Annotated in this window: 19 protein-coding genes; 9 read left to right on the forward strand and 10 right to left on the reverse strand. The window is 41.9% G+C overall.

What is annotated here, in order from left to right:
* Positions 1-17 precede the first annotated feature (17 nt).
* On the reverse strand, positions 18-1,988 hold the full coding sequence (locus EJ103_RS15400) for an AsmA family protein (RefSeq protein ID WP_126008454.1): 1,971 nt from the start codon (positions 1,986-1,988) through the stop codon (positions 18-20).
* 311 nt (positions 1,989-2,299) lie between these two features.
* Here EJ103_RS15400 and EJ103_RS15405 point away from each other — a divergent pair, with 311 nt between their 5' ends.
* Both EJ103_RS15405 and EJ103_RS15410 read left to right on the forward strand, forming a co-directional pair.
* Complete coding sequence (locus EJ103_RS15405; protein WP_126008456.1) at positions 2,300-3,463, forward strand: hypothetical protein; 1,164 nt, start codon at positions 2,300-2,302, stop codon at positions 3,461-3,463.
* Between the two features lie 277 nt (positions 3,464-3,740).
* Positions 3,741-4,427 carry a TorF family putative porin gene (locus tag EJ103_RS15410; RefSeq protein WP_126008458.1) on the forward strand — a complete coding sequence of 229 codons (687 nt, stop codon included), beginning with the start codon at positions 3,741-3,743 and terminating at the stop codon, positions 4,425-4,427.
* 264 nt (positions 4,428-4,691) lie between these two features.
* Here the strand turns inward: EJ103_RS15410 and EJ103_RS15415 are convergent, their stop codons facing one another.
* Together EJ103_RS15415 and EJ103_RS15420 are read right to left on the reverse strand one after the other, a co-directional pair.
* A complete protein-coding gene (locus EJ103_RS15415) occupies positions 4,692-8,270 on the reverse strand; it encodes a M1 family aminopeptidase (protein WP_126008460.1) in 3,579 nt (1,192 codons plus the stop codon).
* A gap of 9 nt (positions 8,271-8,279) precedes the next feature.
* Positions 8,280-9,161, reverse strand: coding sequence for an ABC transporter ATP-binding protein (locus EJ103_RS15420; RefSeq protein ID WP_029773142.1), 882 nt, complete (start codon positions 9,159-9,161; stop codon positions 8,280-8,282).
* A 183-nt stretch (positions 9,162-9,344) separates the two neighbouring features.
* Between EJ103_RS15420 and EJ103_RS15425 the strand changes: the two genes are divergently transcribed.
* The gene (locus tag EJ103_RS15425; protein ID WP_126008463.1) at positions 9,345-10,022 is read left to right on the forward strand and encodes a nitroreductase family protein; all 678 of its coding nucleotides are present in this window, start codon (positions 9,345-9,347) and stop codon (positions 10,020-10,022) included.
* A gap of 6 nt (positions 10,023-10,028) precedes the next feature.
* Here the strand turns inward: EJ103_RS15425 and EJ103_RS15430 are convergent, their stop codons facing one another.
* On the reverse strand, positions 10,029-10,337 hold the full coding sequence (locus EJ103_RS15430; RefSeq protein ID WP_004589220.1) for a metalloregulator ArsR/SmtB family transcription factor: 309 nt from the start codon (positions 10,335-10,337) through the stop codon (positions 10,029-10,031).
* Positions 10,338-10,463: 126 nt separating this feature from the next.
* Between EJ103_RS15430 and EJ103_RS15435 the strand changes: the two genes are divergently transcribed.
* The 3 genes from EJ103_RS15435 (at position 10,464) to EJ103_RS15445 (ending at position 12,814) form a co-directional block, all read left to right on the forward strand.
* Positions 10,464-10,625 (forward strand): DUF2892 domain-containing protein, encoded by a 162-nt coding sequence (locus EJ103_RS15435; protein ID WP_277600532.1) that lies wholly within the window; start codon positions 10,464-10,466, stop codon positions 10,623-10,625.
* Entirely contained in the window at positions 10,625-10,969 is a 345-nt protein-coding gene (locus EJ103_RS15440) for a rhodanese-like domain-containing protein (protein ID WP_004589222.1), read from the forward strand. The genes EJ103_RS15435 and EJ103_RS15440 overlap by 1 nt, the downstream gene beginning before the upstream one ends.
* Before the next feature lie 66 nt (positions 10,970-11,035).
* Positions 11,036-12,814: an alkaline phosphatase D family protein gene (locus tag EJ103_RS15445; protein WP_004589223.1), complete on the forward strand. Its 1,779-nt coding sequence runs from the start codon at positions 11,036-11,038 to the stop codon at positions 12,812-12,814.
* Here EJ103_RS15445 and EJ103_RS15450 read toward each other — a convergent pair.
* A complete protein-coding gene (locus tag EJ103_RS15450) occupies positions 12,811-13,350 on the reverse strand; it encodes a PH domain-containing protein (protein WP_126008465.1) in 540 nt (179 codons plus the stop codon). The genes EJ103_RS15445 and EJ103_RS15450 overlap by 4 nt on opposite strands.
* Positions 13,351-13,599: 249 nt before the next feature.
* Between EJ103_RS15450 and EJ103_RS15455 the strand changes: the two genes are divergently transcribed.
* The 3 genes from EJ103_RS15455 (at position 13,600) to EJ103_RS15465 (ending at position 16,812) form a co-directional block, all read left to right on the forward strand.
* A complete protein-coding gene (locus EJ103_RS15455; protein ID WP_206435485.1) occupies positions 13,600-14,517 on the forward strand; it encodes a homocysteine S-methyltransferase family protein in 918 nt (305 codons plus the stop codon).
* A gap of 32 nt (positions 14,518-14,549) precedes the next feature.
* Positions 14,550-15,875 (forward strand): basic amino acid/polyamine antiporter, encoded by a 1,326-nt coding sequence (locus EJ103_RS15460; protein ID WP_126008467.1) that lies wholly within the window; start codon positions 14,550-14,552, stop codon positions 15,873-15,875.
* Between the two features lie 187 nt (positions 15,876-16,062).
* Positions 16,063-16,812 (forward strand): MipA/OmpV family protein, encoded by a 750-nt coding sequence (locus EJ103_RS15465; RefSeq protein ID WP_126008469.1) that lies wholly within the window; start codon positions 16,063-16,065, stop codon positions 16,810-16,812.
* An 86-nt stretch (positions 16,813-16,898) separates the two neighbouring features.
* Here EJ103_RS15465 and EJ103_RS15470 read toward each other — a convergent pair whose 3' ends face one another.
* From EJ103_RS15470 to EJ103_RS15490, 5 genes are all read right to left on the reverse strand, one after another.
* Positions 16,899-21,203: an alpha-1,6-glucosidase domain-containing protein gene (locus tag EJ103_RS15470; protein WP_126008471.1), complete on the reverse strand. Its 4,305-nt coding sequence runs from the start codon at positions 21,201-21,203 to the stop codon at positions 16,899-16,901.
* 22 nt (positions 21,204-21,225) lie between these two features.
* Positions 21,226-24,099, reverse strand: coding sequence for a TonB-dependent receptor (locus EJ103_RS15475; protein ID WP_126008473.1), 2,874 nt, complete (start codon positions 24,097-24,099; stop codon positions 21,226-21,228).
* A gap of 165 nt (positions 24,100-24,264) precedes the next feature.
* Entirely contained in the window at positions 24,265-24,882 is a 618-nt protein-coding gene (locus EJ103_RS15480; protein WP_004589230.1) for a LysE family translocator, read from the reverse strand.
* On the reverse strand, positions 24,883-25,065 hold the full coding sequence (locus EJ103_RS15485; RefSeq protein ID WP_126008475.1) for a hypothetical protein: 183 nt from the start codon (positions 25,063-25,065) through the stop codon (positions 24,883-24,885).
* Positions 25,066-25,082: 17 nt separating this feature from the next.
* Entirely contained in the window at positions 25,083-25,481 is a 399-nt protein-coding gene (locus tag EJ103_RS15490) for a DUF3224 domain-containing protein (RefSeq protein ID WP_126008477.1), read from the reverse strand.
* Between the last annotated feature and the right edge of the window lie 85 nt (positions 25,482-25,566).

Here is a 25,566-nt window from a genome sequence, read left to right on the forward strand (position 1 = left end):
TTAGTGGGGTTTAATAGTTAGCCAAATAGGCCTTTTAGTTTATCTTTGACCTTGTCCTTGGCTTTTTCTTTTGCTTTCTCTTTGGCGTCATCGAGCTTCTGCTTTGCTTCATCTTTAAGCGCGTTGCTTACATCTAGCTTAAAGCCAACGTCATGAAATGGGCCTTCTATACGCAGTGGGATTTTAAAGCCTGTACTATCATCTGTAGTGCCTTGCCCTTCAATCGAATCAACAATGCCGGTCACTAAGCGATAATCAACATTCGTTTTAGGCAAATCTACATCGCCTTCACCTGTAATACGAATAAGTGGGCTCATCAGCGATAGGTCGTTATTACGGCCCACGCCATTAGTAAAGTTAAAGCTACCGGTGAGCGCAGAAAAATCTGTTTGCTCTGATTTTTCAAAGCCTGTATCAAGCCCTTCACTCACAGCACCAAGGTTACCCGTAATAAGCTCTTTGCCTTTGCGAACCATTTCAGCCACGTTTGCGCCTTTAACAGCACCATCGGCAAATTCAAAGCTAACATTGCCATTTAATGCATTAATAAAGGTTTTTTGACTTTGCCCAGTTGTGGTTAAATTCCAATTTAATGACCCTTTACCCATGAGCTTATCAAAGCCAGCCGCATCAGTGAGTAACGGTTGTGCGTCTATGTCGGCTAAATCAAAATTTGTGCTTATTTTATACGGCGTTTGCTGCGCATTTATGTTGATAACCCCTTTACCAATGCCCTCATATGCTTTAAAGCTATCTAAGCTTAATTTAGCAACGCTGTTATTTAAATCGACTGTAAATTGATTAGCACCTAGCTCAATATCGTTAGCTTTTAAACCGCTTGAGCGAATAACTACATTAGCATTAAGTGCATTTAATGCGCTTAAATCAATTTTAGTATCGTCCCAAACAATCGGCTGCGCGGCTTTAGGTTCTTCGCTTTGCGGTGCTTGCTGCTTAGCGACTGCCTCCGGTAAGTAGGGATTCAAATCAAGCATACCTAGGTCTATATTGGCATTAACCGCTAGTTTATTGCCTAAGTTTACTTCACTTTTTCCTTTAATCTCTAATTCATCTAGGGTAGCAATCAGCTCTTCTAAGTTAAACGTATCATCTATAAGATGCATTTTACCGTTTACACTAAACGCATTAAACGCATTTTCTTTAGCGTTTAAGTCTACCCCTTGCCAAGTTGCTAGCTCCTTAACAGAGTCGCCACTTAGCGCTAACTCGCCTTTTATATCTTTACCTTGGCGAGCAATACTGCCGTTAAAAGTAAGATCGACCAAGCGAGAGTCTACGCTTTGAGTAACCTCAAATGTCGCCCCTTCAATTGCCTTTGCCGGCGTATCAAGTTTTACATCAAGCTCAAAGCGCTCTTGCATATATGTAATGCCGCCTTTGATCTCTAGTGTCTTACGTAGTGAAGGAAGTAAAATAGCCAATTCCAAGTCACTAATTTGTTGTTTAGCGCCTGTTTGCCCATCTAGGTAAGTAAACGTACCACCGTAAATAGCCACTTCACCTAACTCTACATCAAAGTTCTCTGGTAGTTTAACTGACTCGCCTGATTGAGTTTGCTCTTGCGGCTGCTCTGCTACAGCATCAAACAACTGCCAGTTAGCTTTACCGTTTTTATCAGTTTCTAATAAAATATTGGGCTCGTTAATAACAAACTTATCTAGTTTGAATTCGCCGCCAAATAACGATAACCATGGTATATGTACAGCTAATTGCTCCATACTTGCCATGTCGTCGCGTGAGCCTGTCTGCATGTTTGCAAAGTGCACATCGTTAAGCTCTAACTTTAATGCAGGAAATACACTAAGCGTTTTATCACCTTTAATAGTAAGTGTGCGCCCTGTTGTTTTTTCAACCTGCTCAGATACTTTATTAAAAATAGTATCGGTTGGGATTAAAAACGGAGCGGCAATAATTAACGCAATACAAAGTAAGAGTATTACACCAACAATTTTGAGTAAGGTCTTCATGATCATCCTTTCAAACGTGCAAATAATGTTCTTATCATAGCGAGTGTTAGCTTTAAAATCATTGTCGTTGTGACAAAAAAGCACTTTATTGTAATTTATTTAATTTGAAATGAATTTATGCTTAAAAGTAAACGTTGCGAAATTGGTGACTAAAAGGAAAGCTCATCAAGTTTAAATCTAACCAAGTATTAAACCCTACAACATTGCATCCCTTGAATTGTTAGGTATGATGCACGGCCCTGTTGCTATTGGCGTATTTGCGCTAAAATAAAGCAGCTAAAAAATGTATCTACTCGGAGACTCTACAAGGCATGAAAAAACTGCTAATTTCACCGTCAAAAATGGCGCTAGGCGAACAAGAAAGTCAAATTTACCAAAACATCTTGAAGCAAGCTTCAGAACTAAGCCTAAACCTAATGGCCGTGAAAGTAGAAAACCACCCAGAGGATTTCTTAGGCTGGTGTTATGAGCTGCTAAGTGCAAGTAAAGACCGTATAAATTACGATTTACTAGAGCCACAACAACTGCCAGTTTTAAAAAAGCTGCACGACCAGCTAACCTCAGCAATTAGCTTTTTACAGCTCAAAACACTACGTGTAGCACCTTGGCCTGTTATTAGTATGTTTGTAGAGCAACACAAAGAACTTATTGCACTGGACGAACAGCTTCGCCTTACCACGTATATGCACAGCATTCGTGAGCAAGCACTAAAAGATATGATCCCAGAGGATTTACTGGCATTTAGTGGTAAACACACTGCCACGCTCGACCCAAGCACCTATAACTTTGATGTTGAATGGTTCGCATCAACAAAAAGTGCAAAGGGTTTTCATCAAATGCTAGCCGACTTGCCTGGCGCGTTTGACGAAGCACTTGCTAACATCCCGCTTGAAGGTGATGTGAGCGAAGCTGATTACCAACAGTTTGTCGTTGCTTATTTACTTGCCTTTAACGGTAGCGATGAAAAACCAACCCTTGCCCCTGCTACACGTTTATTAGCAATGCGCCGCCCAGATGTGTTTACGCCGATTAGTAATAGCCGTCTTGATGCATTATGCGCAGCTTTAGGTATTACAAAATTAAACAATCGCGACTTTGAGCGCTACTGGCAAGATATAGTACAAAGCATTCATGCTATGTCGTGGTTTAAAATGGCTAATGGCAGCAATGAACTAGAAGAGCAACTAGTTAGTATAAAAGCGTTATTACCATGCTTTTTTTACTATGCAGATGCCAGTACGGCCGACAACTCAAATTATATTAAGCTATTAAATAAACCTAAACGCAGCACAACAAGTGCGGGAAAACCACAGCGTAGAGGTAAAGAGTCTGCCGAAATACTTGTAGACCGTGCACTTGCAGCCGATGACATTCCCGAGCATATTCGTAGCAAACGCGACTCTATTATTAGCGAAGTACAAAAAGGCCGCGGAGTAAACGAAACAATTAGTCTTATGCGCACTATATTTGGCTAAATCTACCTAACCTAACTGTATTTTTCTGGTGCAGTTAGGTTAATTTATGCACCAGCAGTGTGCGTTTTTTAATTAACCTCCTCAATCATTCCCTCTTCTAAAACTTCTCAACATATTGTTTTATAAAAGTAAAAAACCAGTTTTATAGAAATTATTTTAAGCTGGCACATACAGTGCAATTGCATTCCCAGTTAAACAATAAAACACCGCCAGTCAAAGGGTTGCCAATAAGAGAATAAAAACCTAGGCGATAAAAATCATATAACGGGAAATGGACATGCTAAAACTAAAAAAAACCATCGCAATTAGCGCAATAGCTTTATTAGGTGCTACATCTTTAACATCAACAGCCGTACATGCAGAAGTAACAGCAAACGCAGCGGCTACGTCTAACTACTTATGGCGTGGTCAAGAGCAAACTGGGGGCGATGCTGCTATTTCTGGCGGTATTGATTACGCTGACGAGTCAGGCTTTTATGTAGGTACTTGGGCATCAAATGCTTCATGGGCCGATGAAATGACTTATGAGCTTGATGTTTACGCGGGTTTTGGTGGCGATATTAACGACACATTTAGCTACGATGTAGGTTACATTTATTACGCTTACCCAGATGCAGCTTCTGAGGCAGATGCTGATTTCTCTGAAATTTACGGTAGCATCAGCTCAGAAGGTTTCACCTTTGGCGCTGCAATCCTTGCCACTTCAGCGGCAGATGGAGATGGCACCGACTTTGGCGATTCATTATACCTAAATGCCGATTACAGCTTTGCTGTTGGCAGCAATGGTACTGAGGTTGCGCTGCACTTAGGTCACTACTCTGGCGACTTTATAGGTGATGATAATATTATTGATTACGGTATCTCTGTATCAAAAGATGGTTTTACTTTTGGCGTATCTGACACCGACATGGATGAGTCAGATGTTAAAGTTTACGTAGGCTACGCTGTAGACTTTACGCTTTAAAACAAAATGTGTTACTTGCTGCAACACTAAGGGCCTTTTGGCCCTTTTCTCGTTTAGGGCACCTAAATACTCACAGCGCCTTTTAATTTTAGCGACTAAAGCACCTTACTATAAAACCCACTTCAGTTAACCGCCGAGCTCCTCGCTGCTATTACCTCTTTTTACCAATATGCTAATTCGCTTTATTAAGCTTTATTGCGCATTGGTATTAGCAATTCGCCAAAACAAAAAAGGCCGCATTAAATGCGGCCTTTCAGCTAATCGTTAAAACTTAGCTAGGTTATTTTTACTGTCTTTATCTACAAGCTTAATGTATGGGTCTACCCCTGCGTACACTGGCTTTTCTTTTACTTTTAGCTCAATAGCATTAGTACCAGAGACTATTTGATGCTTTTGCGAGTAAATCACAAAGTCTTCAGCGAGTAGGTTTTCAGGATCATCGCTAAATAATGCAATATCAATTAGCTCATCGAGCGGCTGCTCGGTTTCTTCACCTTGTCCATCGGCATGCTGCTTAGTTGCTTCAACGCTCAGTGTTACTGTATAAAAACCTTCGCTATCAACATCATCTGTAACCGTCACTGCTTTCATTTCAAGCTCATAAAGCGTTATATATTTAAACTGATCATCAATAAAACGTTGTTCAGCTTGTGTTGTATCTCGCTTTAAATAGCTAAGTAAATCAAGTGTGGTTGGGTATGGCGTTGATTGGTATTTAAACTCATTCAAAAACGCTTTAAGTGCGGCATTTAAGCGCTCTTCACCTAATCGGTCATACAAAGCCATCATCGTAACTGAGCCTTTATTGTAATGAAGATATTGTTGAGACTGCGTTTTATACAGCGGCATTTCTTCAAAGGCTTCGCCTGTGCGGCCCATTAAGTATTTATCTAACTCGTACTTTAAGAATTTACGAAGCTTCTCGGCGCCAAAGCGTTTTTTTAGCACCATAAGCGCACTGTATTGGGAGAGCGATTCAGAAATAACGGCGCTGCCTTCTACATTAGCCCCAGATACTTGATGCCCCCACCATTGGTGTGCAACTTCATGTGCGGTTACATAGTAAGGTAGGTCAACTTTACTCTCATCTCTTAAGTCTGTAATAAAGCCAATACTTTCTGAGTAAGGTACCGTATTGGCAAAACTTTGCGCAAACGAGCGATACTTAGGAAATTCAATAATACGTAACTGCTTATGCTGATATGGCCCAAAGGCTTGCGTGTAGTAATCTATTGAGTCTTGTACTGACTCAATCATACGGTCAACATTCCATGCATGATCTTTGTGGTAGTACACCTCAATATTTACACCGCTGTGCTCAACCTTTTTGCTTTCAAGCTCTGCCGAAAGCACAGAATAAAAGTTTATAATAGGGGAATCCATTTCATAAACAAAAGTACGTCGTCCGTCTTTTACACTTTCACTTTTTAAGTAACCAGGTGTAATAGCAAATTGTGACTCATCGGTGGTTACTGTTGCCTTGTAGTTTATAAAGCCATTAGCAGGCCCAAACTCATTTTGCGTATAATAGCGGCTGTCTTCTAGTTTATGTGCACGTTCAAGCTCGGGTAAATCGTGCTTACGGCGCTCATACTTATCCGCAATTTGAAAATACTTTTGATAACCAAAATTTGGTAATAATTCTCTATTATTTACAAATGTACCGTTATGCACGAGTTGAGTATCAGATCCTCTATCAACAAAACCGTCGTGTTCACGAGAAACTGAAAGCTCACCTTCGCGTACTTCATTAGGCATTAGCGGTTGTTCAAACTCAAACCATACCATGCCAAAATCGGTTAAACGCTCAACTATTTTTCCGCCCGCCATTTTTACATCCCAGCTTTTAGATTGGCTAGGCTCGATAATTAACACACGGGTTATTGGCTCGTTTGCGGTATTGGTAAACTTAATTTTAGCCACAGCGTTTAAAGCACGCTTTTTAGGGTAAATATCAATGTGTAAATCAACATCAGTTATTATAGGCAGTGGCAAGTCTTTGTATTGTGAGAACTCTTGCTCATACCTTACTTGTAGCGCTTCGTTATCATCACTTGTTACAAACTCGTTGATTACACGAGTGTTGTAATAAATGTTATAACCCGCGCCCACAAATACCAATAAACTTATAACGGCTGCAACCTGGCCTTTTAAAGACATGTTGTAACGCACTAAAGATAAACGCGTACGTAATGTTTGCGATGGACCACGGTGCCATAAAGCAAACCCTACAATAGCTAAAAACACACTCAATGCACCCCAATATAGGGTATACCAATGCGCGCCTTGTAAAAAATGCCCGTAACCGTTTATGTCTGAATACGGTACGCTGCTGCTTTGTGAAAAATGATACATATGATGCTCAAACCCGTAAGCACCCATTACCATTTGAGCAATGTAATACAGAATAAATAAACCCATACCTATGTATTTATTAGGGCTAATTATTTGTAAAAAGAACGCCAATATAGCCATCATAATTAAAGGCAGTAATGTAAGGTAGCCCAACCTAAATAAGTACTGGCCAAGCTCTAGGTTAAATTGCCCCTTAAATAGTTGCACTGCAATGGTAAACATCATGCCTACTAAATAAAGGCCACAAACTGCAGTGATTAGCGCAATAATTTTAGATACCCAAAACACACTGTTATGCACCGGGTAGCTGTCAACAATATCGCCCATACCACTGTGGCGTTCTCGCCAAACCAGCTCTGCGCTGTAATAAGCAATAATAATAAACATAAATATAGCGGAGGCGTTTTGAATAATGCCCACCATGTTTTGTGTGAGCGGCCAATCTGTTGTGCCATATGCGCCAATAGGCGCAAAAAGAGGTGCGAGTAATGTAATAATACTGACACCCGCTAAAATCATAAAAGGAGCACTTAATATAACCTGCTTAAGCTCAAATAAGCTGCGCATTACTAATTGCGATTGCGTATTGACCCCTTTTGACTTGTAATTTTTAGCGCTGCTAATAAGTGCTGCTTGTTTGTTTTTTACAAACGTAGAAACAGCAAATTGCTTTTTTTGCTTTTTAGTGACTACGCGATTACCTAACTTTCCGAGGCCAAAAAACATCGCTAAACTTATTGCTACCCATAAAATACGGTTAATTAAAAAATCGCCCGAAAGCGTTAACACTTCAGTATTTTTATCACTTACAGTCCAGTAACGGGTTAAGTCAATTAATGAACCAGTGCCAAATGGGTCTGCGTAAACAACAATATTTCTAAACGCTAAATCGTCAAAATAGATACTCGCCAATTGGTAACTTATATAGATCACCACGGCCGTTACATATACCGCCATTATGGTTTTAAAATAAACCGCCACACTATTAAAAATAGCACTGAGCACCAATAAGCTTGGCACCGCCAAATATAAAAAAGGCGCAGTGTAATATATAAACTTATTAGGGCCTACTAGCTCACTATCGAGCCAGCCAACCAACAAGCCAAACTGAGATCCCAAAAATACGCCTAGTGGCACAGTTAAAAAAACAACGAGCACAACCAAATAAGCACCAAAAAAACGCCCTGATTGATAAGCAAGCGGGTTAACGGGCTTACTAAACACCAGCTCATCCATTTTGGTCTCGCTGTTGCGAATCGCTGAGCTTGCAACAAAGTTAACCACTAAAAACATAGCAAGCGTACAAAAGGTAACCGTTAAAACCATAATGGTATAAGGCGAGTTCATATGAACATTAGCCCCACCTAGCGGAAACTTACTACTGGAGCTTATAAAAAACGCCATAAAAAAGAATATTAATGAGGTCACATAAAACGAAGGCTGGCGCACAAAATAGCGCAGCTCAAACGCGAGCATATTAAAAAACATAGCGCCCCCTTATGCTACTTGGCTGTTACGATGATTAAGCAACGTAGAAAAATACACATCTTCTAGGTTTGCACTGCTGAGCTCAAAACCTTCAGGGGCTTCATTGGCTAATACATGTAATATGGTTTGCCCAGCAAATAAGCGTTTTGAAATAACAGGCAGTTGCGGCTCAAGCTCTAGTGCTTCTTCTTGGCTCATGGCTTTGCGCCAAATTTGACCTTGGAGTTTATCGGTAAGGGCAATGGGGTTACCCTCTAATAGTATTTTTCCGCCTGCCAGTACGGCCATGTTTGGGCACAGCTCTGCCACATCTTCAACAATGTGAGTCGATAATATAACGACTTTTTGCTCGCCTAAGCTTACTAGCAAGTTATGAAAACGATTTCGCTCCTCAGGATCTAACCCTGCTGTTGGTTCATCAACAATTAGTAAATCAGGGTCACCTAGTAAGGCTTGTGCAATACCAAAACGCTGGCGCATACCGCCCGAAAAGCCACTTACCGCTTTTGAGCGATGTTGATATAAATTAGTATGTGCAAGCAAGCCTTCTACCGACTCTTTACGCTCGCCTTTATTATGAATGCCCTTTAAAACAGCCATATGGTCTAGCAAGTCGTAAGCACTAACACGTGGGTATACACCAAAATCTTGCGGGAGATAACCTAAACGTTGGCGCAAAGCCTGTGGGTCTTTAAAAACATCAATACCATCAAACGTGATTGAACCCGAATCGGCAGATTGCAACGTAGAAATAGTACGCATTAGTGATGATTTACCGGCCCCATTTGGCCCAAGCAGCCCAAACATTCCTTTTCCTATAGATAAATCAACACCTTGTAGTGCATGTACGCCATTATCGTAGGTTTTAGATAACCCTGTTATTGATAGCATTTTTACTTCCTTGAATTTTAATAGTTTTTTTATTGCGCTTTTTATACCACATTAAAAAAAGGAACATAAGTTACACCATGGTTAATTTTGTAACAATAAATAAACACAACAGGTAATAATACTTGCCTCGCATTTATTCAGTCGGTATAAAAACCACACACACTTTATAAAAAGCGTAAAGCCATGCAAAAACATCAAAGCCAACCACTAAACGATTTTATAGAATACCCTCACGATGAAATGCTAAAACGCGCAAACGAATTTTTACAAACCAGCCAGCGCCGCCATAGTATTCGCAGCTTTAGCGACCGACCTGTGCCTAAAAATATAATTGAAGCCTGTATAAAAGCAGCAGGTACCGCGCCAAGTGGAGCGAATCATCAACCGTGGCATTTTGTAGCTATAAACAGTAGCGATGTAAAAAAACAAATAAGAGAGGCCGCCGAAAAACTAGAGCGCTCTTTTTATGAAGGCAGAGCAGGAGAAGAGTGGCTTGATGCGCTAAAGCCGTTAGGTACCGACGCCAATAAACCCTATTTAGAGTATGCGCCTTGGCTTATTGCCGTATTTAGTCAAAAAAAAGGCGGTGTGAATACGGATGATAAAAACACCAATTATTATGTGCACGAATCAGTAGGGCTGGCTACTGGGTTTTTAATACAAGCCCTGCACCGCTGCGGCTTAGCTACGCTTACCCATACACCTAAACCAATGAGTTTTTTAACCGACATTTGTAAGCGCGACAAAGACAACGAACGTCCTTACATGTTACTTATTGCGGGCTACCCAAGTGACGATGCAACTGTACCTGCCCATGCACTTGATAAAAAGTCGCTTGATGAGATTGCCACTTTTATTTAAAGCAAATTACTCAGCCGTACTTTGCTTACAAAACCATTCGTATAGTAACGTAATAATCGACTCAACCTTTGGGTCAATTAACGAATAATAAATTGTATGTCCCTCACGGCGAGTTGCCACTAGCTGGGCGTTACGTAAACTCGCCAAATGCTGAGACAAAGCAGACTGTGCCAACGGAACATTTTGATTTAACTCACCCACACTTTGTTCACCTTGCAATAAACTACATAAAATCATTAAACGGTTTTTATTTGCCATTAATTTTAAAAATTGCTCTGCCTGCTGAGCGTTTTCTGCAAGTTGTTCAATATTCATTGCGATACTTAATTATTTTGGGTGTTTTAATTATAGACTTTTACATTAGCAAGTTCTAATATAATTAACATTAGAAAAAACTAATATTAAGATCAATTCATGTAAATAAGTGACGCCATACTCTTAATTGGCGGAAGTGCCGTTACAATTTCTGTGCTTTTAAGCTACTTTGTTGATAGTAACTTTCAATTTTTAACGTTATTTATTGGTATTAACTTAGTGCAATCCGCCTACACTAAATGGTGCCCATTAATGACTTTTTTGCGCAAAAGAGGATTTACAGACTAATGCTTACTTCAATTCCTGATTTACTAAAAATTATCACACCTAACCAACGCCGTATTGATGCAGCGCAAGCAAAGCAAGAGCTAGAACAAAATAAAGGTTTACTTATTGATGTACGCGAACCCGCTGAGCATGCCAATGTAGCTGCGGTAGGGGCAATAAATATTCCACGCGGATTACTCGAAATGAAGCTAATGGAAATAGAAAAAGACGCTGCACGCCCTATTTACTTACATTGTGCCAGCGGTGCCCGCGCCACCTTAGGTGCAGAAGCGCTAACCCGCGTAGGCTACGAAAACGTTACCGTTATTACGTGTAATGCAACGCAAGTAAGTGAAGTTTTTTAATTGCTTCACAAAAAAGTAACCTAAATTGCCTACACTTTGCTTTTTACACTTTACAGGTACAAAGCAATGGCATTTACACGGAGAAGTTTTTTAAAAGCATCGGCAGCAGGATTTGGCGCTGCCGTATTATCACTTGGTTTAACAGGTTGTCGTTTTGACGATGATGACGACACACCCGTTAGCTTTGACCACGGCGTTGCCAGCGGCGACCCGCTAAGCGATAGCTTAATTATTTGGACCCGTGTAACCCCACTCGATGTAACAACTAAATCGTTAAAAGTACAATGGCAAGCCGCCACCGACCAAAGCTTTACAAATATTGTTCACGATGGTGAAACACATATCAGTGATACCACCGACTTTACTCTTAAAGTTGATTTACAAGGGCTTGATGCCAACACCGTTTATTACTATCGCTTCAATGCACACGGAAAAACCTCCCCTATCGGACAAGGAAAAACGCTTCCTGTCGGTGCGGTTGATCAGGTGAAATTAGCCGTTGTATCGTGCGCAAATTACCCTGCCGGGTATTTTCATGTGTATGGCGAAATTGCTAAGCAAAGCGATTTAGATGCGGTACTGCACTTAGGTGATTACATATACGAATACAGCAATACGGGTTATGCAACCGAAGACGCCGCACAGTTAGACCGCCTGCTACCATTAGATAACAGCAGCGAAATTATCGCACTGACCGATTATAGAAAACGCTATGCAAATTATCGCCTCGATGCCGACTTACAAGCAGCCCATAGCCACTGTGCATTTATAACAGTGTGGGACGACCACGAAATCACCAACGACACATGGCGCGAAGGCGCAGAAAACCATAACGAAGGTGAAGGCGAATTTAGCCAACGTAAACTCAATGCACTACAAGCCTACTTTGAGTGGATGCCAATTCGTAATGTAGCCGACAAAGAACGTATTTACCGACGCTTTGAGTTTGGTAATTTAGTCTCTTTATACATGCTAGATACTCGTGTATTAGCGCGTGATGAGCAGCTTAACTATAGTGATTTTGACCTTACCTCCCCTGCAGGGCAAAGCGCATTTGCTGCAGCAATAGGTGCAACTGACCGTGCATTATTAGGCAGCGAACAACTTACCTGGCTTAGCGATGCCATCACTACCTCAAGCACACAGTGGCAAGTGCTAGGGCAACAGGTGCTAATGACAAAAATGCACTTACCAGTAGAGGTCATGTTACTACTTGCTAGCTTACAAAGTGCACAGGCAAACGGAGGCGATCCAAGTGAATTGCTCGCACAGGCCAATGTATTATTTGCAGAGCTGGCGCAAATTAAAGGCCGTGTATTAGCGGGCGACCCAAGTGTAACCGAGGCAGAGCTTGCCCGTGTTCAAACCACCATACCGTATAACCTTGATGCGTGGGATGGCTATGCCTACGAGCGAGAAGTATTATTAGGTACCGCTATTGCAGCACAAAAAAACTTAGTAGTTTTAGCCGGAGATACTCATAACGGGTGGGCTGGACAGCTTAAAACTGATGCCAGTAACCCTATTGCAGCCTCACAAAATGCTGGGGTGGAATTTGCAACGGCATCGGTTTCATCACCAGGGCTTGAAGAATATTTAGCGCTAAACACACAAGATGCGCAAACCGTAGCGCAAATAGAGCAAGTAATTGCCTTATTAGTTGATGACCTTGCTTATAATAATTTAGTGGAGCGCGGCTATTTAACCGTTACATTTACACCTGCAAAAGCCAGTGCTAAGTGGAATTATATAAGTACAATTAAAGCGCGCGAATATCAGGTTGTTGAAAGCCGTACCAAAGAGCTAAGTATGCTGGCTGGTCAGGCTCAATTACAAAACGCTTAACGCTTCGCCTCTAAAGCTGCCAAACGCGTATCTATGCGCTCTACTACCTCAACTAAGCGAGCAAGTAATGCTTGGTTGAGGTGTTCTTCAGCAAGCTCCTGTGTTTTAGGGGTTTGCGCAGCTAAGTTATCTTTTTGCTCAAGTATGGCTTCTCTAAACTCACTGGCATTTTCAACACCAAGTAATGACACTAATGCACCATGACCCGACTGCCCTGCGGTTTCAAAGCTTAAGCGGTATAACCTAAAAAAGCGCATAAGCGGCCCTTGGTTCAGCCCCACATCGGTTATTTTTTCAAGCGGTATAGATTTTTCTTCTTTAAATAAAATGCCGCGTTTAACAACCAGCTTTTGCGTGAGTAATTGCGCCGACATAGCGGCCAATATTTTACCCGCCACCAGCCATACAACAAATAACACCACAGGTATAAGTGGAATGGTCACTAATGCAAGGGCACTAAAAAAGCATGCCATGGTCATCCAATATTGCTTCACTTTGGGATCAAAGCTGGCACTTTTTAAAATAGAGTTGCTCATTGGTTTATCCTTAATCTACTCAAACACAGCGCTTTACTGCTAGTAAAATACACTGCTTGTTTAAGTTACGTGATCAATTACTTCAATGCAATTTAACGAGGTTGTTAAGCAATGATAACGCTTAGTTAATACGCCCATTATTTTAATTTATAGGGTTGTTTAACCTAATTGTGTGCTTTATATTCTGGCTAATGGCTTTATAGACGTCTAAACATCCAAAGTGAAATTATCTCATACAAAGGGAACATAATGACAACTCATACTCTAACTTTACTCGATGGCGGCATGAGCAGAGAGCTCACTCGTATTGGTGCGCCATTTCAGCAACCTGAGTGGTCAGCATTGGCAGTAATAGAAGCCCCTGACAAAGTAACGCAGGCTCATAGTAACTTTATACAAAGTGGTGCCACTGTTATTACCACAAATAGCTATGCATTAGTGCCTTTTCATATTGGCGAAGAACGCTTTAACCAATCTGCTAAATCACTGGCTGCAACCGCCGGACTAGCAGCTCAAAAAGCGGTCGAGCAACACAATAAAGGCACAAAAATAGCGGCAAGTTTACCTCCTATGTTTGGCTCATATCGCCCAGATTTATACCAAGCAGAGCAACTAACACGCATTGCCACGCCTTTAATAGAAGGCCTAGCACCTTATGCCGACCTGTGGTTAATAGAAACCCAAAGCCTCATTCAAGAAGCGCTCGATATTAAAGCACTAATCAGTAAAGTAAGTGATAATCAAAAACCTGTGTGGGTTGCCTTTACCCTTGACGATGAAAACCCCAACGAGCAAGCCAAGCTGCGCTCGGGCGAGTCGGTGCAAGATGCGGTCACTGCAATGCTAAAAGAAAATGTAAAAGGCATTTTATTTAATTGCTGCCAGCCTGAGGTAATAGAGCAAGCTTTAGTTCTAACCCAAAAGGAACTAAAAGCACAAAAAGCAGAGCATGTTCAAGTGGGTGCTTACGCAAATGCATTTGCGCCACAAACTAAAGAAGCCACAGCTAACGAAGGGTTAGATGAGGTTCGCAAAGACTTAACCCCGCTTTCTTACTTGCAATGGGCTAAGCAATGGCAACAACAAGGTGCTAGCATAATTGGTGGCTGCTGCGGCATAGGCCCTGAACACATTGCAACGTTAAATCAGCACTTTGCCTCTTTATAACGCTAATTATTAGCTTACATGTAAGTAGTAAAATGAAAGAAAATAAAATTGGATTAGTCGCACTTACCGCGCTGGTATTTAGTGCAATGGTAGGGGCTGGGATATTTAGTCTGCCACAAAATATGGCCGAAGTGGCTGGTGTAAATGCTGTTTTAGTAGGCTGGCTTATCACCGGTGTAGGTATTTTATTGCTTGCAGGGTGTTTTTTACAATTATCTCGCGCTAAGCCAGAGCTCGACGGCGGCATTTATATTTATGCTAGAGAAGGCTTTGGCGAACTAGCGGGCTTTTTATCTGCATGGGGCTATTGGCTTTGCGCCACCATTGGGGTGGTGGGTTATTTAGTCGTGGCTTTTGCTGCTTTAGGCGCATTTGTAGATACGCCAACATTCACTCTATTTGGCCAGGGTAATACCCTTATGGCGTTTATTTGCGAATCTATTATTTTATGGGCTGTGCATTTAATTATTGTTAAGGGCATTAAACAGGCCTCTTTCATCAACCTGCTTGGCACTATCGCTAAAGTGATCCCGCTGTTGCTATTTATCGGCTTTGCTTATGCTTATTTTGACCCTAACGTATTTAAGGCAAATCAAAGCCATGTGAGTGTGCAAACAGACTTTATTGATCAAGTAAAAAATACCATGCTTATTACTTTATGGGTATTTACCGGTATTGAAGGGGCTGCTGTGCTCTCTGCTCGTGCCAAAAACCGTAAAGATATTGGCCTAGCCACGGTGATAGGCGTTGTTGCAGCGCTTATTTTATATATTGCTATTACCATGCTGTCATTTGGGATAATGAACCAAAGCACTATTGCCCAACTTAGTAACCCTTCAATGGCGGGCATTATGGCCATGATGAGTGGCACTACAGGCAAAGTTATTATAAATGCGGGGCTTATTGTGTCGGTACTGGCTTCTTACTTAAGTTGGATTATTTACGCCGCCGAAGTGCCTAACAGCGCGGCTAAATACGGCGCATTTCCTAACGTTTTTAAAAAGCAAAATCATAACGGAACCTCTATAGCGTCATTAACTTTAACCAGCCTTACAGTGCAACTTTGCTTAGTGCTTATTTTATTTACTGGCGAGAGTTATAACACCTTAGTGCTTGTATCAACGTCTATGATATTGGTGCCGTACTTTTTAGTTGCCGCCTATATGGTAAAAGTCGCCTTTGCACAAAAGCTCTCGGTACCCATTAAGCTAATGGGTTTAGGCGCAAGTGTGTATGGTTTATGGCTTGTTTATGCTGCGGGGCTAAACACATTAGCGCTTTCACTTATTTTATATATTCCAGGCACGCTATTATTTATGTATAGCCGTAAACAATTTAAATTAAATCAACACGCTTAAAGCACCCATACTCAGGTTTTATCTTTATTAAAAGCCTGAGTATTAATCCACTTACATTCAGATAAACTTTCATACACTCTCTTACAAACGCCAATCAAAAATATAGCTACACTAAAGCCTAATAGCGTTGCGGCACACTTTACTTATCGCAAACAATTTTCACTTTTTACTTAACACCAAGGCTCCTATGAACACTTATATACAAAACTCACTACGGTTATTAGTTGGCACACTTGCACTTGGCAGTATTACTGCTCAAGCTGAGTCGCAGTTTTCATTAGGGGGCGGTGTCATTTCTACCAGCTCACCTTATGCAGGTACCGACAGTGAAACGCTATTTTTACCTATCATTACTTACGAAGGCGAAAGGCTTAGTTTTAAAGGTTTGTCGCTTGATTATAAATTAGTGGAGCAGCAAGGTTTTAACTGGTCATTAGTTTTAGAGCCAGGTGATAACTTTGATACCTCAGATTCAGACCTTGCAGCCATAAAAGCCTTAGACGATAGAAAGCTATCACTCTACGCTGGTACGCAGGTTAGTTACACTGCAAGCTTTGGTAAAATAAGCGCCAGTGCTACCCATGATGTAATAGGCCACGGCGATGGCGCTAAATTTAAAACCAATTACAGTTACCCTATTAAGTTATCTAAACAACTAATGCTCGTTCCTTCTGTGGGTGTTGAGCTAAATAGCAGTGATGTATCTAACTATTATTATGGTGTAGCACAGGGCGAATCTACCACCTATGCGCCTTACGAACTTAGTTCTACGGTTAACTACAATGCGGGTTTATTTTTAATGTATTACATTAATAAAAACTGGAACGTAAATGCCATGCTTAACTATAAGCAGCTCGATTCTGATATTGAAAACTCACCCATTATTGATACCGATAACACCACGACTGTGATGATGTCGGTTAACTATCGTTTTTAATGCCCCTTTTGTTAGGCATTAATTAAGCATTAAAAAAGCCGAGCATACAGGGCTATGCTCGGCTTAGGTTTGGGAAAATATAACTGCTACTGCTTGTTGATAAGTATGCTTACATTTTCTCTATCTGGGCCTATTACATTAAACGTGTAGGTACCTTGTTCGGTAATATTCAGTGTTATGTTGGCACCTACCGCTTCAAGTGGTGTTAGTTCATCAATTACCACTACCGGCGTATCGCCTGCTCCACCGTAATCCACTGTGCTCCAATCTTCAGACGCTACTTTAAATTCGTAGTCGCCCACTTCTAATTCAATAGAAGCAGAGTAAATTGCATCACCCTCGTACATAAGTGGGTTATCAGTACTCCAGTCATTTAAGCTGCCGCGAATAAACACCGGTGTTTGTGCAAACATTTCACCGTTGAGCACTTTTAGCGATACGTTATTTAAATCACTGGCGTCAAATATAAATTGGTATTCACCTTGCTCGGCAATGTCTATGGTCATATTTGCCCCCGCAACCGACAACTGCTCAGCGGTGCCAACCATTACACTGGCATCACCCTCAGCCGAGCCATAATCAACCGTGCTCCAATCTTCTGATGCGATTTTAAATTCATAGCTTGCAGCGCTCAGTGTTTTAGTAAAGGTGTAAATGCCTTTACCTTTATAACTTAGCTCATCGGTTACTCCCCAATCATTAAGCGTACCGCGCACATAAATAGCGGTGCCTACAAATGGCTCTTCGTTGTATAAAGTAAGCGTTGGATTTTCAGGGTTTGAAGCGTCAAGCGAAAATACATAGGTTGCATCAATAGCAGCGCTAAAGGTCATGTTTGCACCTGAGCGCGTTAATGGCTCACTTTGATTTTCAACTACCTCTTTATCAGCGTCAGTAAGCGCACCAAAATCAACTGTAGACCAATCTTCTGAGGCAATTTTAAATTCGTAATCGCCAGCGCTTAGTGCAATTGCTATACGGTATTCTCCCTCACCAATATATTCAAATACATCACGTGTGCCCCAGTCGTTTAAAGTTCCGCGCACAAACACAGCGGTGCTGCCATAAGGTACTACATCAGGCGCGCCTACGGTTGCATTTGCACTTAAACCAACACCTTGGCTCTCACCTTGGTTTTTAGTAAAAACAGCTAATGTGTAAGGCGGTACAGTAAATGTGCCTTCGTTATCGCCTTGGGCAAAATTGGCGCTGGCCATGCTTGCATCAACACTGTTTTTTAATACATCGTGTAATTCAAAACCCGCCGCGGTGGCAATAGTATGGCTAAGGGTTTGCTCGGTTGCGTTAATCACCACTACAAGCGCGTCAAATGCTGGGTCTAAGTCTGTGAGTCCTTCGCCATCATCAATGCTCATTACAATTAAGCCATGTTGCTGCGCTTTACCTACGTTATGAAAACCCACTCGCTCAATGACATCTTGCTCTGTGGTTAATCTAAATAGTGGGCTGCTGCTACGTATTTGTAAAAACTCGTTAAATACATCACCTGCATAAGCTATGTCTTGCGGCATTGCCTGTGCATCTGGATTAGCAGATATAGGCATAATTTCAGACCATTTTTCTTGGTTCTTCTCTGCGTTTGGTAAACCAATGTTCCAGTTATTATTCTCTTTGGTTAAATCAACAGCATTAAACCAATCACCGGCATTATAGCTATCACGATCCATTGACTTAGAACGCAGTAAATCAGCGCCCAATTGCATAAAAGGAATGCCTTGGCTCATAAGTGGAATAGACAATGCCATGTTGTGCGCGCGCACACGTTGCTCAATACTCATGCTTGATGCATGTTTGTATTGCAACTGATCCCACAGTGTTTCGTTATCGTGTTTTGATACGTAATGAATGCTATCCGCTGGGTCTAGTGCATACGCTGTTGGCTGAGTATTCCAAGTAAAGCTATTGCCCTTAGATGAGTTACCTTTAAAGTCTTTTAAAATGTAATTTTGTAAGTTGCCCGCCAGCGATAACCGTAACGTATCTTGTTCGGCTAGGTTGCCATCTGTCGGGTTATTGCTGAACATTGCACCACCACGCACGGCTTCACGAATACGGTCGTTAAATGTACCCACCTCTGAGCCTGCCATATCAGCCTGTTTAGCTTGTGTGAATAAACGATTGTTAGCTACTTCACCAAAATCCCAGCCTTCACCGTAAAAATAGTTATCAGGGTCAACTGCTTGCACGGCTTCACGCGCAGCTAATATTGATGATTTAGGCATATGCCCCATTACATCAAATCTAAAACTGTCGTAGCCAAATTCACGCGCTAAAATAACCAATGAATCAGTAACAAACTTATCCATCATTACATGCTCTGTAGCTGTATTTTCACAACACGTTGAGCGCTCTATTTCACCACTTACTTCGTTATAGCGATGGTAGTAACCCGGTACTAGCTTATCAAATACCGACTTATCCCAAATACCCGATGATGTTGTGTGGTTATAAACCACATCCAGTACAACACGAAGTCCTACTTCTTGCAGTGATTGCACCATGGCGCGGGTTTCTTTAACGCGGGCAATGCCCTCTGGGCTTGAGGCATACGAGCCTTCAGGCGCTATAAAGTAATGCGGATCGTAACCCCAGTTAAAGCCATCTAAATCACGCATCGCACTGGCTAATGCTTGTGCATCGTCTGAGCCAGGTAGGTAACTTTGCATAATATCGACAATGGTGCTGTTTTTATCTTCGATTTTACATGCATCAGCTTCATCGTTAATACGCTCACATAATTTACCTAAGGTGTCTGTAATTTCCACACGCTGCGAGGCATCCTCTTCAATGGTGCCAATATCAGTCACTGGCAGTAAATGAAAGTGTGTTAAGCCTTTATCTGCTAATTGCTTAAGGTGCTGCATTGGCACGCTTTCAAGCTCAGTGAATGCAAGGTATTTACCGCGGTTTGCTTCGCTTACTGACTGATCACGCACACTAAAATCACGTACATGACCTTCATAAATAACCGCATCTTCTGGGTTAGTAATAGTAGGCACGATACGCTCATCCCAGCCTTCTGGCTTAGTGTCATCATCGGCTAAATTAATCAGCTGGCTGTATAAGCCATTGGTAGATACATTGAGTGAGTAAGGGTCTGTACTCCAAAGCGACTCTATTTGCTGAGTCAGTGGGTGGTAAACATCAAAATTAAAGCGGTAGTAGTGGCGGTCGTATTGCATATCTAAACTTGCTTGCCAAATACCTGTCTGTGTATTTAATGTCATTGGTATAGAGTGCACTTGTGTTTTTGCATCATCAAACACGTTTAGCACCATGTTATTAGCGGTGGGTGCCCACACAGTCACATCAATCGCGTTATTGCCATAAGTTACGCCAAGTACAGCTTCGTTAGCGTCGTCTTCGCCTTGTGTGTAAAGGGCATCGAGAGCTTTAGCGGTTTGTACATAGCTTGCTTCTAGCAGCTTACCTTCACTATCGTAACCGGCAATAACAAGCTGCGATTTTATAAGCGCTTTAGCCGTGTTTGTATCCCAACTTCCTTCGTATGCGTTCCAAGTGGTTAAATGCGGTACTTTTGCCGCTTGCTCATCAGTTAAACTGCTTGATTGCAGCGTAACAGTATCGCCGTTTAAACCAGTATCAATATCCACTTCAAGCTGAGCCGTAGCTGATGAATGCAACTTAATTAGGCTTGTAAGCTCGTTACTTGGTTTATACAAAATAGTATTTAAATCAATCCAATGCGCTGAAGCACCTGCTATAGCGACTGCGCGTTCGCCCAAACTTAAAATAGGATATTCAAACACCGAAGGCTCACCATGAATGGTAAAGTTCATACGTTGAAAGGTTTCATCGTCTTGCATCAGCGGCATGGTTAAATCCACATCACCAAACGCTTTACCTGACCCTTCTGTACCAATATGAATAATAAAATTGGCACATTCGTTATAACCCTCTTTAAGGTTAATTATCCAGTACGCACCATAGTTAGGGTCAATACCATCGTACTCGTGGCCGTTAGCCCAATCGCTGGTATCAAATGGCGGTGCATAAGCATCGCATACCTCGTTATTCCACGAATGTAATCGGTAGCCTTCGTAGTTATCATCGGCTAAGCGGTTGTAAAATAAAACCGCCTCTCCTTCCCCTGCAAATACCACAGGGTCTGGCAGGGTTGGGTCGGCGCCAACCACACAGCTTTCGTTATTTTCATCAGGTATTGTCGGTGCGGGGCACGATATAGGTTCAGGATCGACACATTGTGTTCCCGCTTCATTAGGGACTTGTGGCACATTACAGGTAAGTAATGGTTCACCAGATTCAACATCATCTGTTCCACCACACGCTGCTAATAGCATTAACGCTAACGTTATTAGCAAATATTTAGACATAGTTATAATTTTCATTTTTAAACGCTCCGTTTGCTAATTAATGACTGTATGTAAAACCAAGGTAGAACTGACGACCAAAGTACTGAGTCGTCCCTGTTCGTTGCTCTGAGCCAAAGTAACTTTGGGTTGGTTCATCGGTTAAGTTATTAACTTGCAAAAGCATTGTTAGCGAGTCGCTAAAGCGATAAGAGGTTTGAAAGTCGACTACGGTTTCGGCATCAAAATTAACCACTTGCTCGTTAATGGCAACCTGCTCTGATACAAACTCATCGCGGTAACGCACATTAAGGCGGGTTTCAAAATCATCCATTGAGTAAAACACCGTGGCATTAAGCACATTATTAGACAGCCCAGGTAAAGATTGCGCTAATGTGTCGCCCCCTAAACTGGTAATCGATTCAATTTCACTTTCGGTGTATGAGTAACTTGCGTTAGCGCCTAAGCCATTAAATGGCGAAGGTAAAAAGGTAAACACTTGCGTATACGCAAGCTCTAGCCCTCTAATGTAGCCACCTTCACCGTTATTAACTGCCGTGGTGTAAATACCGTTAGTTGTGGCAACTTGCTCGCCACTGACAGGGTCTTCTATAAAGTCGGGTACATTAAAGCCATTACCTTTAAAGTCGAAGTTTTCGATTGATAAGGTTTCAACAAACGAGTCTATATTTTTATAAAATAACGCCGCAGCGATAGTGCCATTACCTTCTTCAAAATAATATTCGTAAGATAAGTCGTATTGGTCGGCATAAAAGGGTTTTAAAAATGGGTTATTAGTACTTGAACCATTAATAATCCCATCATCACTCACATTTGCACTGGCATCGCCCGCTAAGCGGTTAATTGGCGCACGCGACATTACTTTAGCCGCAGCAAAGCGTACAAGTGAATTATCGTTAAGTTGCAGGTTTAAATTTAATGATGGTAAGTAGTCGGTGTATTTAGTGCCTAATACATTAGGTGCGTATAAATTATTTACAATGCCGTTCTCATCAACAATATTTTGCGCACCTAAGCGTGCATCGCCTGCTACGTTCTCTAGTACCGTTGCAGATTGGTCGGTTTCAACGCGGCGCACACCCACATTGCCCGATAGGTCGAGCCCGGCAATTTGCGTGTTAATGTTTACCATAACGTACGCAGCTAGCACATCTTCAAACACCGAGCCGCTTTGCAGCACTGACCACGAATAGTTAGTTGTGTAACCTTGCGCGTCGTCTACGCCATCGGCGTTGCCCCATGTTTGAACAGGCTCTGGCGTACCATCTGGAAACCATGCGTTAAGTGCTTTGTCTAAGTCAATGGCTAAATACGATGGGAAATAACTAAACTCACCCTGCCAGTCAACCACAGAGGCCATATCGTCGGTTAAACGCAAAGGGGGTTGCGTTGCTGAAAACGCCCCGTCGTTACCGTACTCAAATACCGATCGTTTACGGCTGTACTCTCTATCTGAGTAGCGCGCACCAAACTCTACTGAGCTAAATATGTCGCTTTCTAGCTCGTATTTAAAGTCGAGCCTAAATGCAGTTACTTCATCTTCTGTTTGATCTGGGTAAATTCCGTATTTACTGACCATTACACGGTCTATATCACTAAAGGCGGCCGCCTGATTAAACCCAACGTCAGGTAAATTTAAGCCGTTTAATTGATAGTTAATTGCTACGTTGTTATCAAATACTGGCGTTTCTGCATTGGCATCTTCTGCTACTAAGCTCCACAGTAAGCCATTTCTAAAATTACTTTTTGCGCGAGAAAGCGACACATCGGCATTTACGCTTAATCTATCGGTTACCTGCCAATCGGCATTAACACCAAAACTGTCGACTTCGTCAAAGTCTTGGTTGTCGTCGTTAACTATTTCAACGCGGGTATAGCTTTGCGAAGTGCGGTTAACCGCTGCGCCTATTACGGCATTACCATCGAGCTGAGCGTTAGCATATGCAGCTGTTGGCCCGCCTAATTTAACCCTCAGGCCGCGGGCAAATGACTCTTTATCAAAGCGCGATAAAAACGCATCACCTTTTAATTTAAAGTTATCTACCGGCGCCCACTCTATAGCTGCTAAGTAACCATTACGGGTTTCTTCGCCGCCTAAATGCTGTAGCTCAAAGCCTTCGCTAATGTATTCGTTTTCTGGGTTAGCTAAAGGGCCATTGGTGTCGTTAGCTGCGCCATCAACGTCTTTTGTGTCGTTGTACGCAAGGCCAATAAACTGCGTTGCTACACTTGGCTGAAACAAACGCGCATAGCCCAGCGCTACGCCTAACGTGTCGTCTAGATATTTGCCTTGATACGAAAAACTAATTCGGTCGCCAAATTCAGTGGCATCCGATACCTCTGAGGCGCGGTCGTTATACATACCGCGCACATTAGCTACAAATTTATGCGTTTGATCATTATTAAGTGGGCTGGCGGTTTCAAGCTCTACCGTACCGGCCACGCCACCTTCAATAAGTGATGCCTTTGGCGATTTGTATACCGCCGCAGAGCTAATTAATTCTGACGGATATTGGTCAAACTCAATACTGCGGCTGCCACTTGTAGATACTTGCTCGCGGCCATTAAGTGTTGAAAATACAAACCCGCCCGACAGCCCGCGTATATTAATTTGCGCCGCTTGTCCGCCCGTTCGTACCGCTGAAATACCGGGTAATCGGGTAAGTGCATCGGCCATTGAAATATCAGGCAGTGCCCCTAAATCATCGGCAGAAATTTGTTCTGACACCGTATCGCTAAAACGCTTTTGATTTAAAGATTGAATTAAACTGCGACTAAAGCCTCGCACTTCAATAATTTCTAAATCTTCAGCTTGTGTGCTGGGTGATTGATTTGTTGAGTCTTCGTTTGCAGCCAATGCACTATTAGCGGCAAATAAAGCCAGCATAAGTGCACTTAGTTTAAACTTGTCCATGTGTGTGAACCTTTGAGTTATTGTTGTCAGGTGTTGCTGTGTTGTTTAAAACACAACCTACAAATTGTAACTAAAAGGTAAAAATAATGTGATGAATACGTATGCAGGGCATGAGGGTTAGGCTGCAGGAGCATGTAGGCTCGCGCCCTGCATCGGGAACGCGCTTTAAAGGCTTAGCACCACTTTTATCGCAAGGGCAATAAATACGACTCCTAGTATTTTATCAAGCCACGGACTTTGCTTGGTAAAGCCAAAGCGATTCTTTGAAACCTCTGTCAGCAACGCCACCAGCAAATACCAGCCGGTATCAATTACAAACACGGTTAAACACATAATTATGCCCACGCTTAAAGTAAGTAGCTGAGGGTCAATAAACTGCGAAAACAAGGCTAAAAAGAAAATAGCGAGCTTGGGATTCAAAAAGGCAATAGCAAAACCATCTTGTAAAGCTTGGCCCGCACTTACTTCACTTTTTTGTACTTCAAGTTCGTTATTGCTGGGTTTTGCTAGCAATATTTTTATACCTAAATACGCCAAATAAGCTGCGCCTAAATACACCAGTATTTGATAAACAGTCGGAAACTGCATCATTAAAGCGCCTAGCCCTAATAACGATGCACCTGCGTATAACCCAACACCAGTACCATGGCTGAGCGCTGCAAGCATACCGTTTTTCATACTGCCGTTAAGTGAGTGCTTTAAAACCACCGCTAAACTTGGCCCTGGCGACATTGCGCCCATCATACAAATAGCCGCTAGGCTTAACCATACTGTAAATGTCATTTAAAGCTCGTCAGTTTCAATAAGTAATGTATAACCGTGCACTTGGCCATAAAAACCTGTCAATGGCACTGCGTTTATTACTTTCCAGCCATCTTGGTTTAATTCCTGTATGCGGTCATTCAATGCGGCTATATCTACGCCACCCAAAAAACGGGTCTTCCTAAATTCGATTACTTTTTGCATTTTAATCCTTGTGTATTTTATAACGTGTATTCAAAATCGTAGTAGTGAACCCCTTGCTCAATACGTATTTTCATACTGCCCGTTAACCCATCTAACTCATGAGTGCCTGAGTCGGGAATTACATTTAAAATCAGACTGTCTTGGCCTTTATCCATAGTACCAAAATGCTGTAAAACAAAGCTGCCTTGTTTACCTTCAAGCTCGCCTATTACTTGCTCTATGGCAACATAACCGGCACTGCCTTGTGTAGGAGTCATGGCGCTTAGCATTTCGCCTTGGCTGGTGGCATTTAAGCTACCTTTAAATGTTTTATCTATCGACATACGCCCTAAATTAACGCCGTTTTGGCCGCTTGCGTAGCCTTCTATTGGGGCCAGATTTACATTAAATTCTCCACTTACGGTTGCAGTAGTCATAACGTTTCCTTATTGATGCTAATGTTTAAAAGTATTGATTTTTATTATCTTAGTGCCATATCTATACCTTAACCTTTAAAAAGAA

Source organism: Pseudoalteromonas sp. Xi13 (genome assembly GCF_003952205.1).
GTDB classification, from domain to species: domain Bacteria; phylum Pseudomonadota; class Gammaproteobacteria; order Enterobacterales; family Alteromonadaceae; genus Pseudoalteromonas; species Pseudoalteromonas atlantica.

Coding starts and splice junctions, on each gene's coding strand:
- EJ103_RS15465 (WP_126008469.1), top strand. CDS start 16,063: ATGAACACTTATATACAAAACTCACTACGGTTATTAGTTGGCACACTT.
- EJ103_RS15405 (WP_126008456.1), top strand. CDS start 2,300: ATGAAAAAACTGCTAATTTCACCGTCAAAAATGGCGCTAGGCGAACAA.
- EJ103_RS15470 (WP_126008471.1), bottom strand. CDS start 21,203: ATGAAAATTATAACTATGTCTAAATATTTGCTAATAACGTTAGCGTTA.
- EJ103_RS15480 (WP_004589230.1), bottom strand. CDS start 24,882: ATGACATTTACAGTATGGTTAAGCCTAGCGGCTATTTGTATGATGGGC.
- EJ103_RS15490 (WP_126008477.1), bottom strand. CDS start 25,481: ATGACTACTGCAACCGTAAGTGGAGAATTTAATGTAAATCTGGCCCCA.
- EJ103_RS15400 (WP_126008454.1), bottom strand. CDS start 1,988: ATGAAGACCTTACTCAAAATTGTTGGTGTAATACTCTTACTTTGTATT.
- EJ103_RS15420 (WP_029773142.1), bottom strand. CDS start 9,161: ATGCTATCAATAACAGGGTTATCTAAAACCTACGATAATGGCGTACAT.
- EJ103_RS15430 (WP_004589220.1), bottom strand. CDS start 10,337: ATGAATATTGAACAACTTGCAGAAAACGCTCAGCAGGCAGAGCAATTT.
- EJ103_RS15415 (WP_126008460.1), bottom strand. CDS start 8,270: ATGTTTTTTAATATGCTCGCGTTTGAGCTGCGCTATTTTGTGCGCCAG.
- EJ103_RS15445 (WP_004589223.1), top strand. CDS start 11,036: ATGGCATTTACACGGAGAAGTTTTTTAAAAGCATCGGCAGCAGGATTT.
- EJ103_RS15475 (WP_126008473.1), bottom strand. CDS start 24,099: ATGGACAAGTTTAAACTAAGTGCACTTATGCTGGCTTTATTTGCCGCT.
- EJ103_RS15425 (WP_126008463.1), top strand. CDS start 9,345: ATGCAAAAACATCAAAGCCAACCACTAAACGATTTTATAGAATACCCT.
- EJ103_RS15440 (WP_004589222.1), top strand. CDS start 10,625: ATGCTTACTTCAATTCCTGATTTACTAAAAATTATCACACCTAACCAA.
- EJ103_RS15485 (WP_126008475.1), bottom strand. CDS start 25,065: ATGCAAAAAGTAATCGAATTTAGGAAGACCCGTTTTTTGGGTGGCGTA.
- EJ103_RS15410 (WP_126008458.1), top strand. CDS start 3,741: ATGCTAAAACTAAAAAAAACCATCGCAATTAGCGCAATAGCTTTATTA.
- EJ103_RS15460 (WP_126008467.1), top strand. CDS start 14,550: ATGAAAGAAAATAAAATTGGATTAGTCGCACTTACCGCGCTGGTATTT.
- EJ103_RS15450 (WP_126008465.1), bottom strand. CDS start 13,350: ATGAGCAACTCTATTTTAAAAAGTGCCAGCTTTGATCCCAAAGTGAAG.
- EJ103_RS15455 (WP_206435485.1), top strand. CDS start 13,600: ATGACAACTCATACTCTAACTTTACTCGATGGCGGCATGAGCAGAGAG.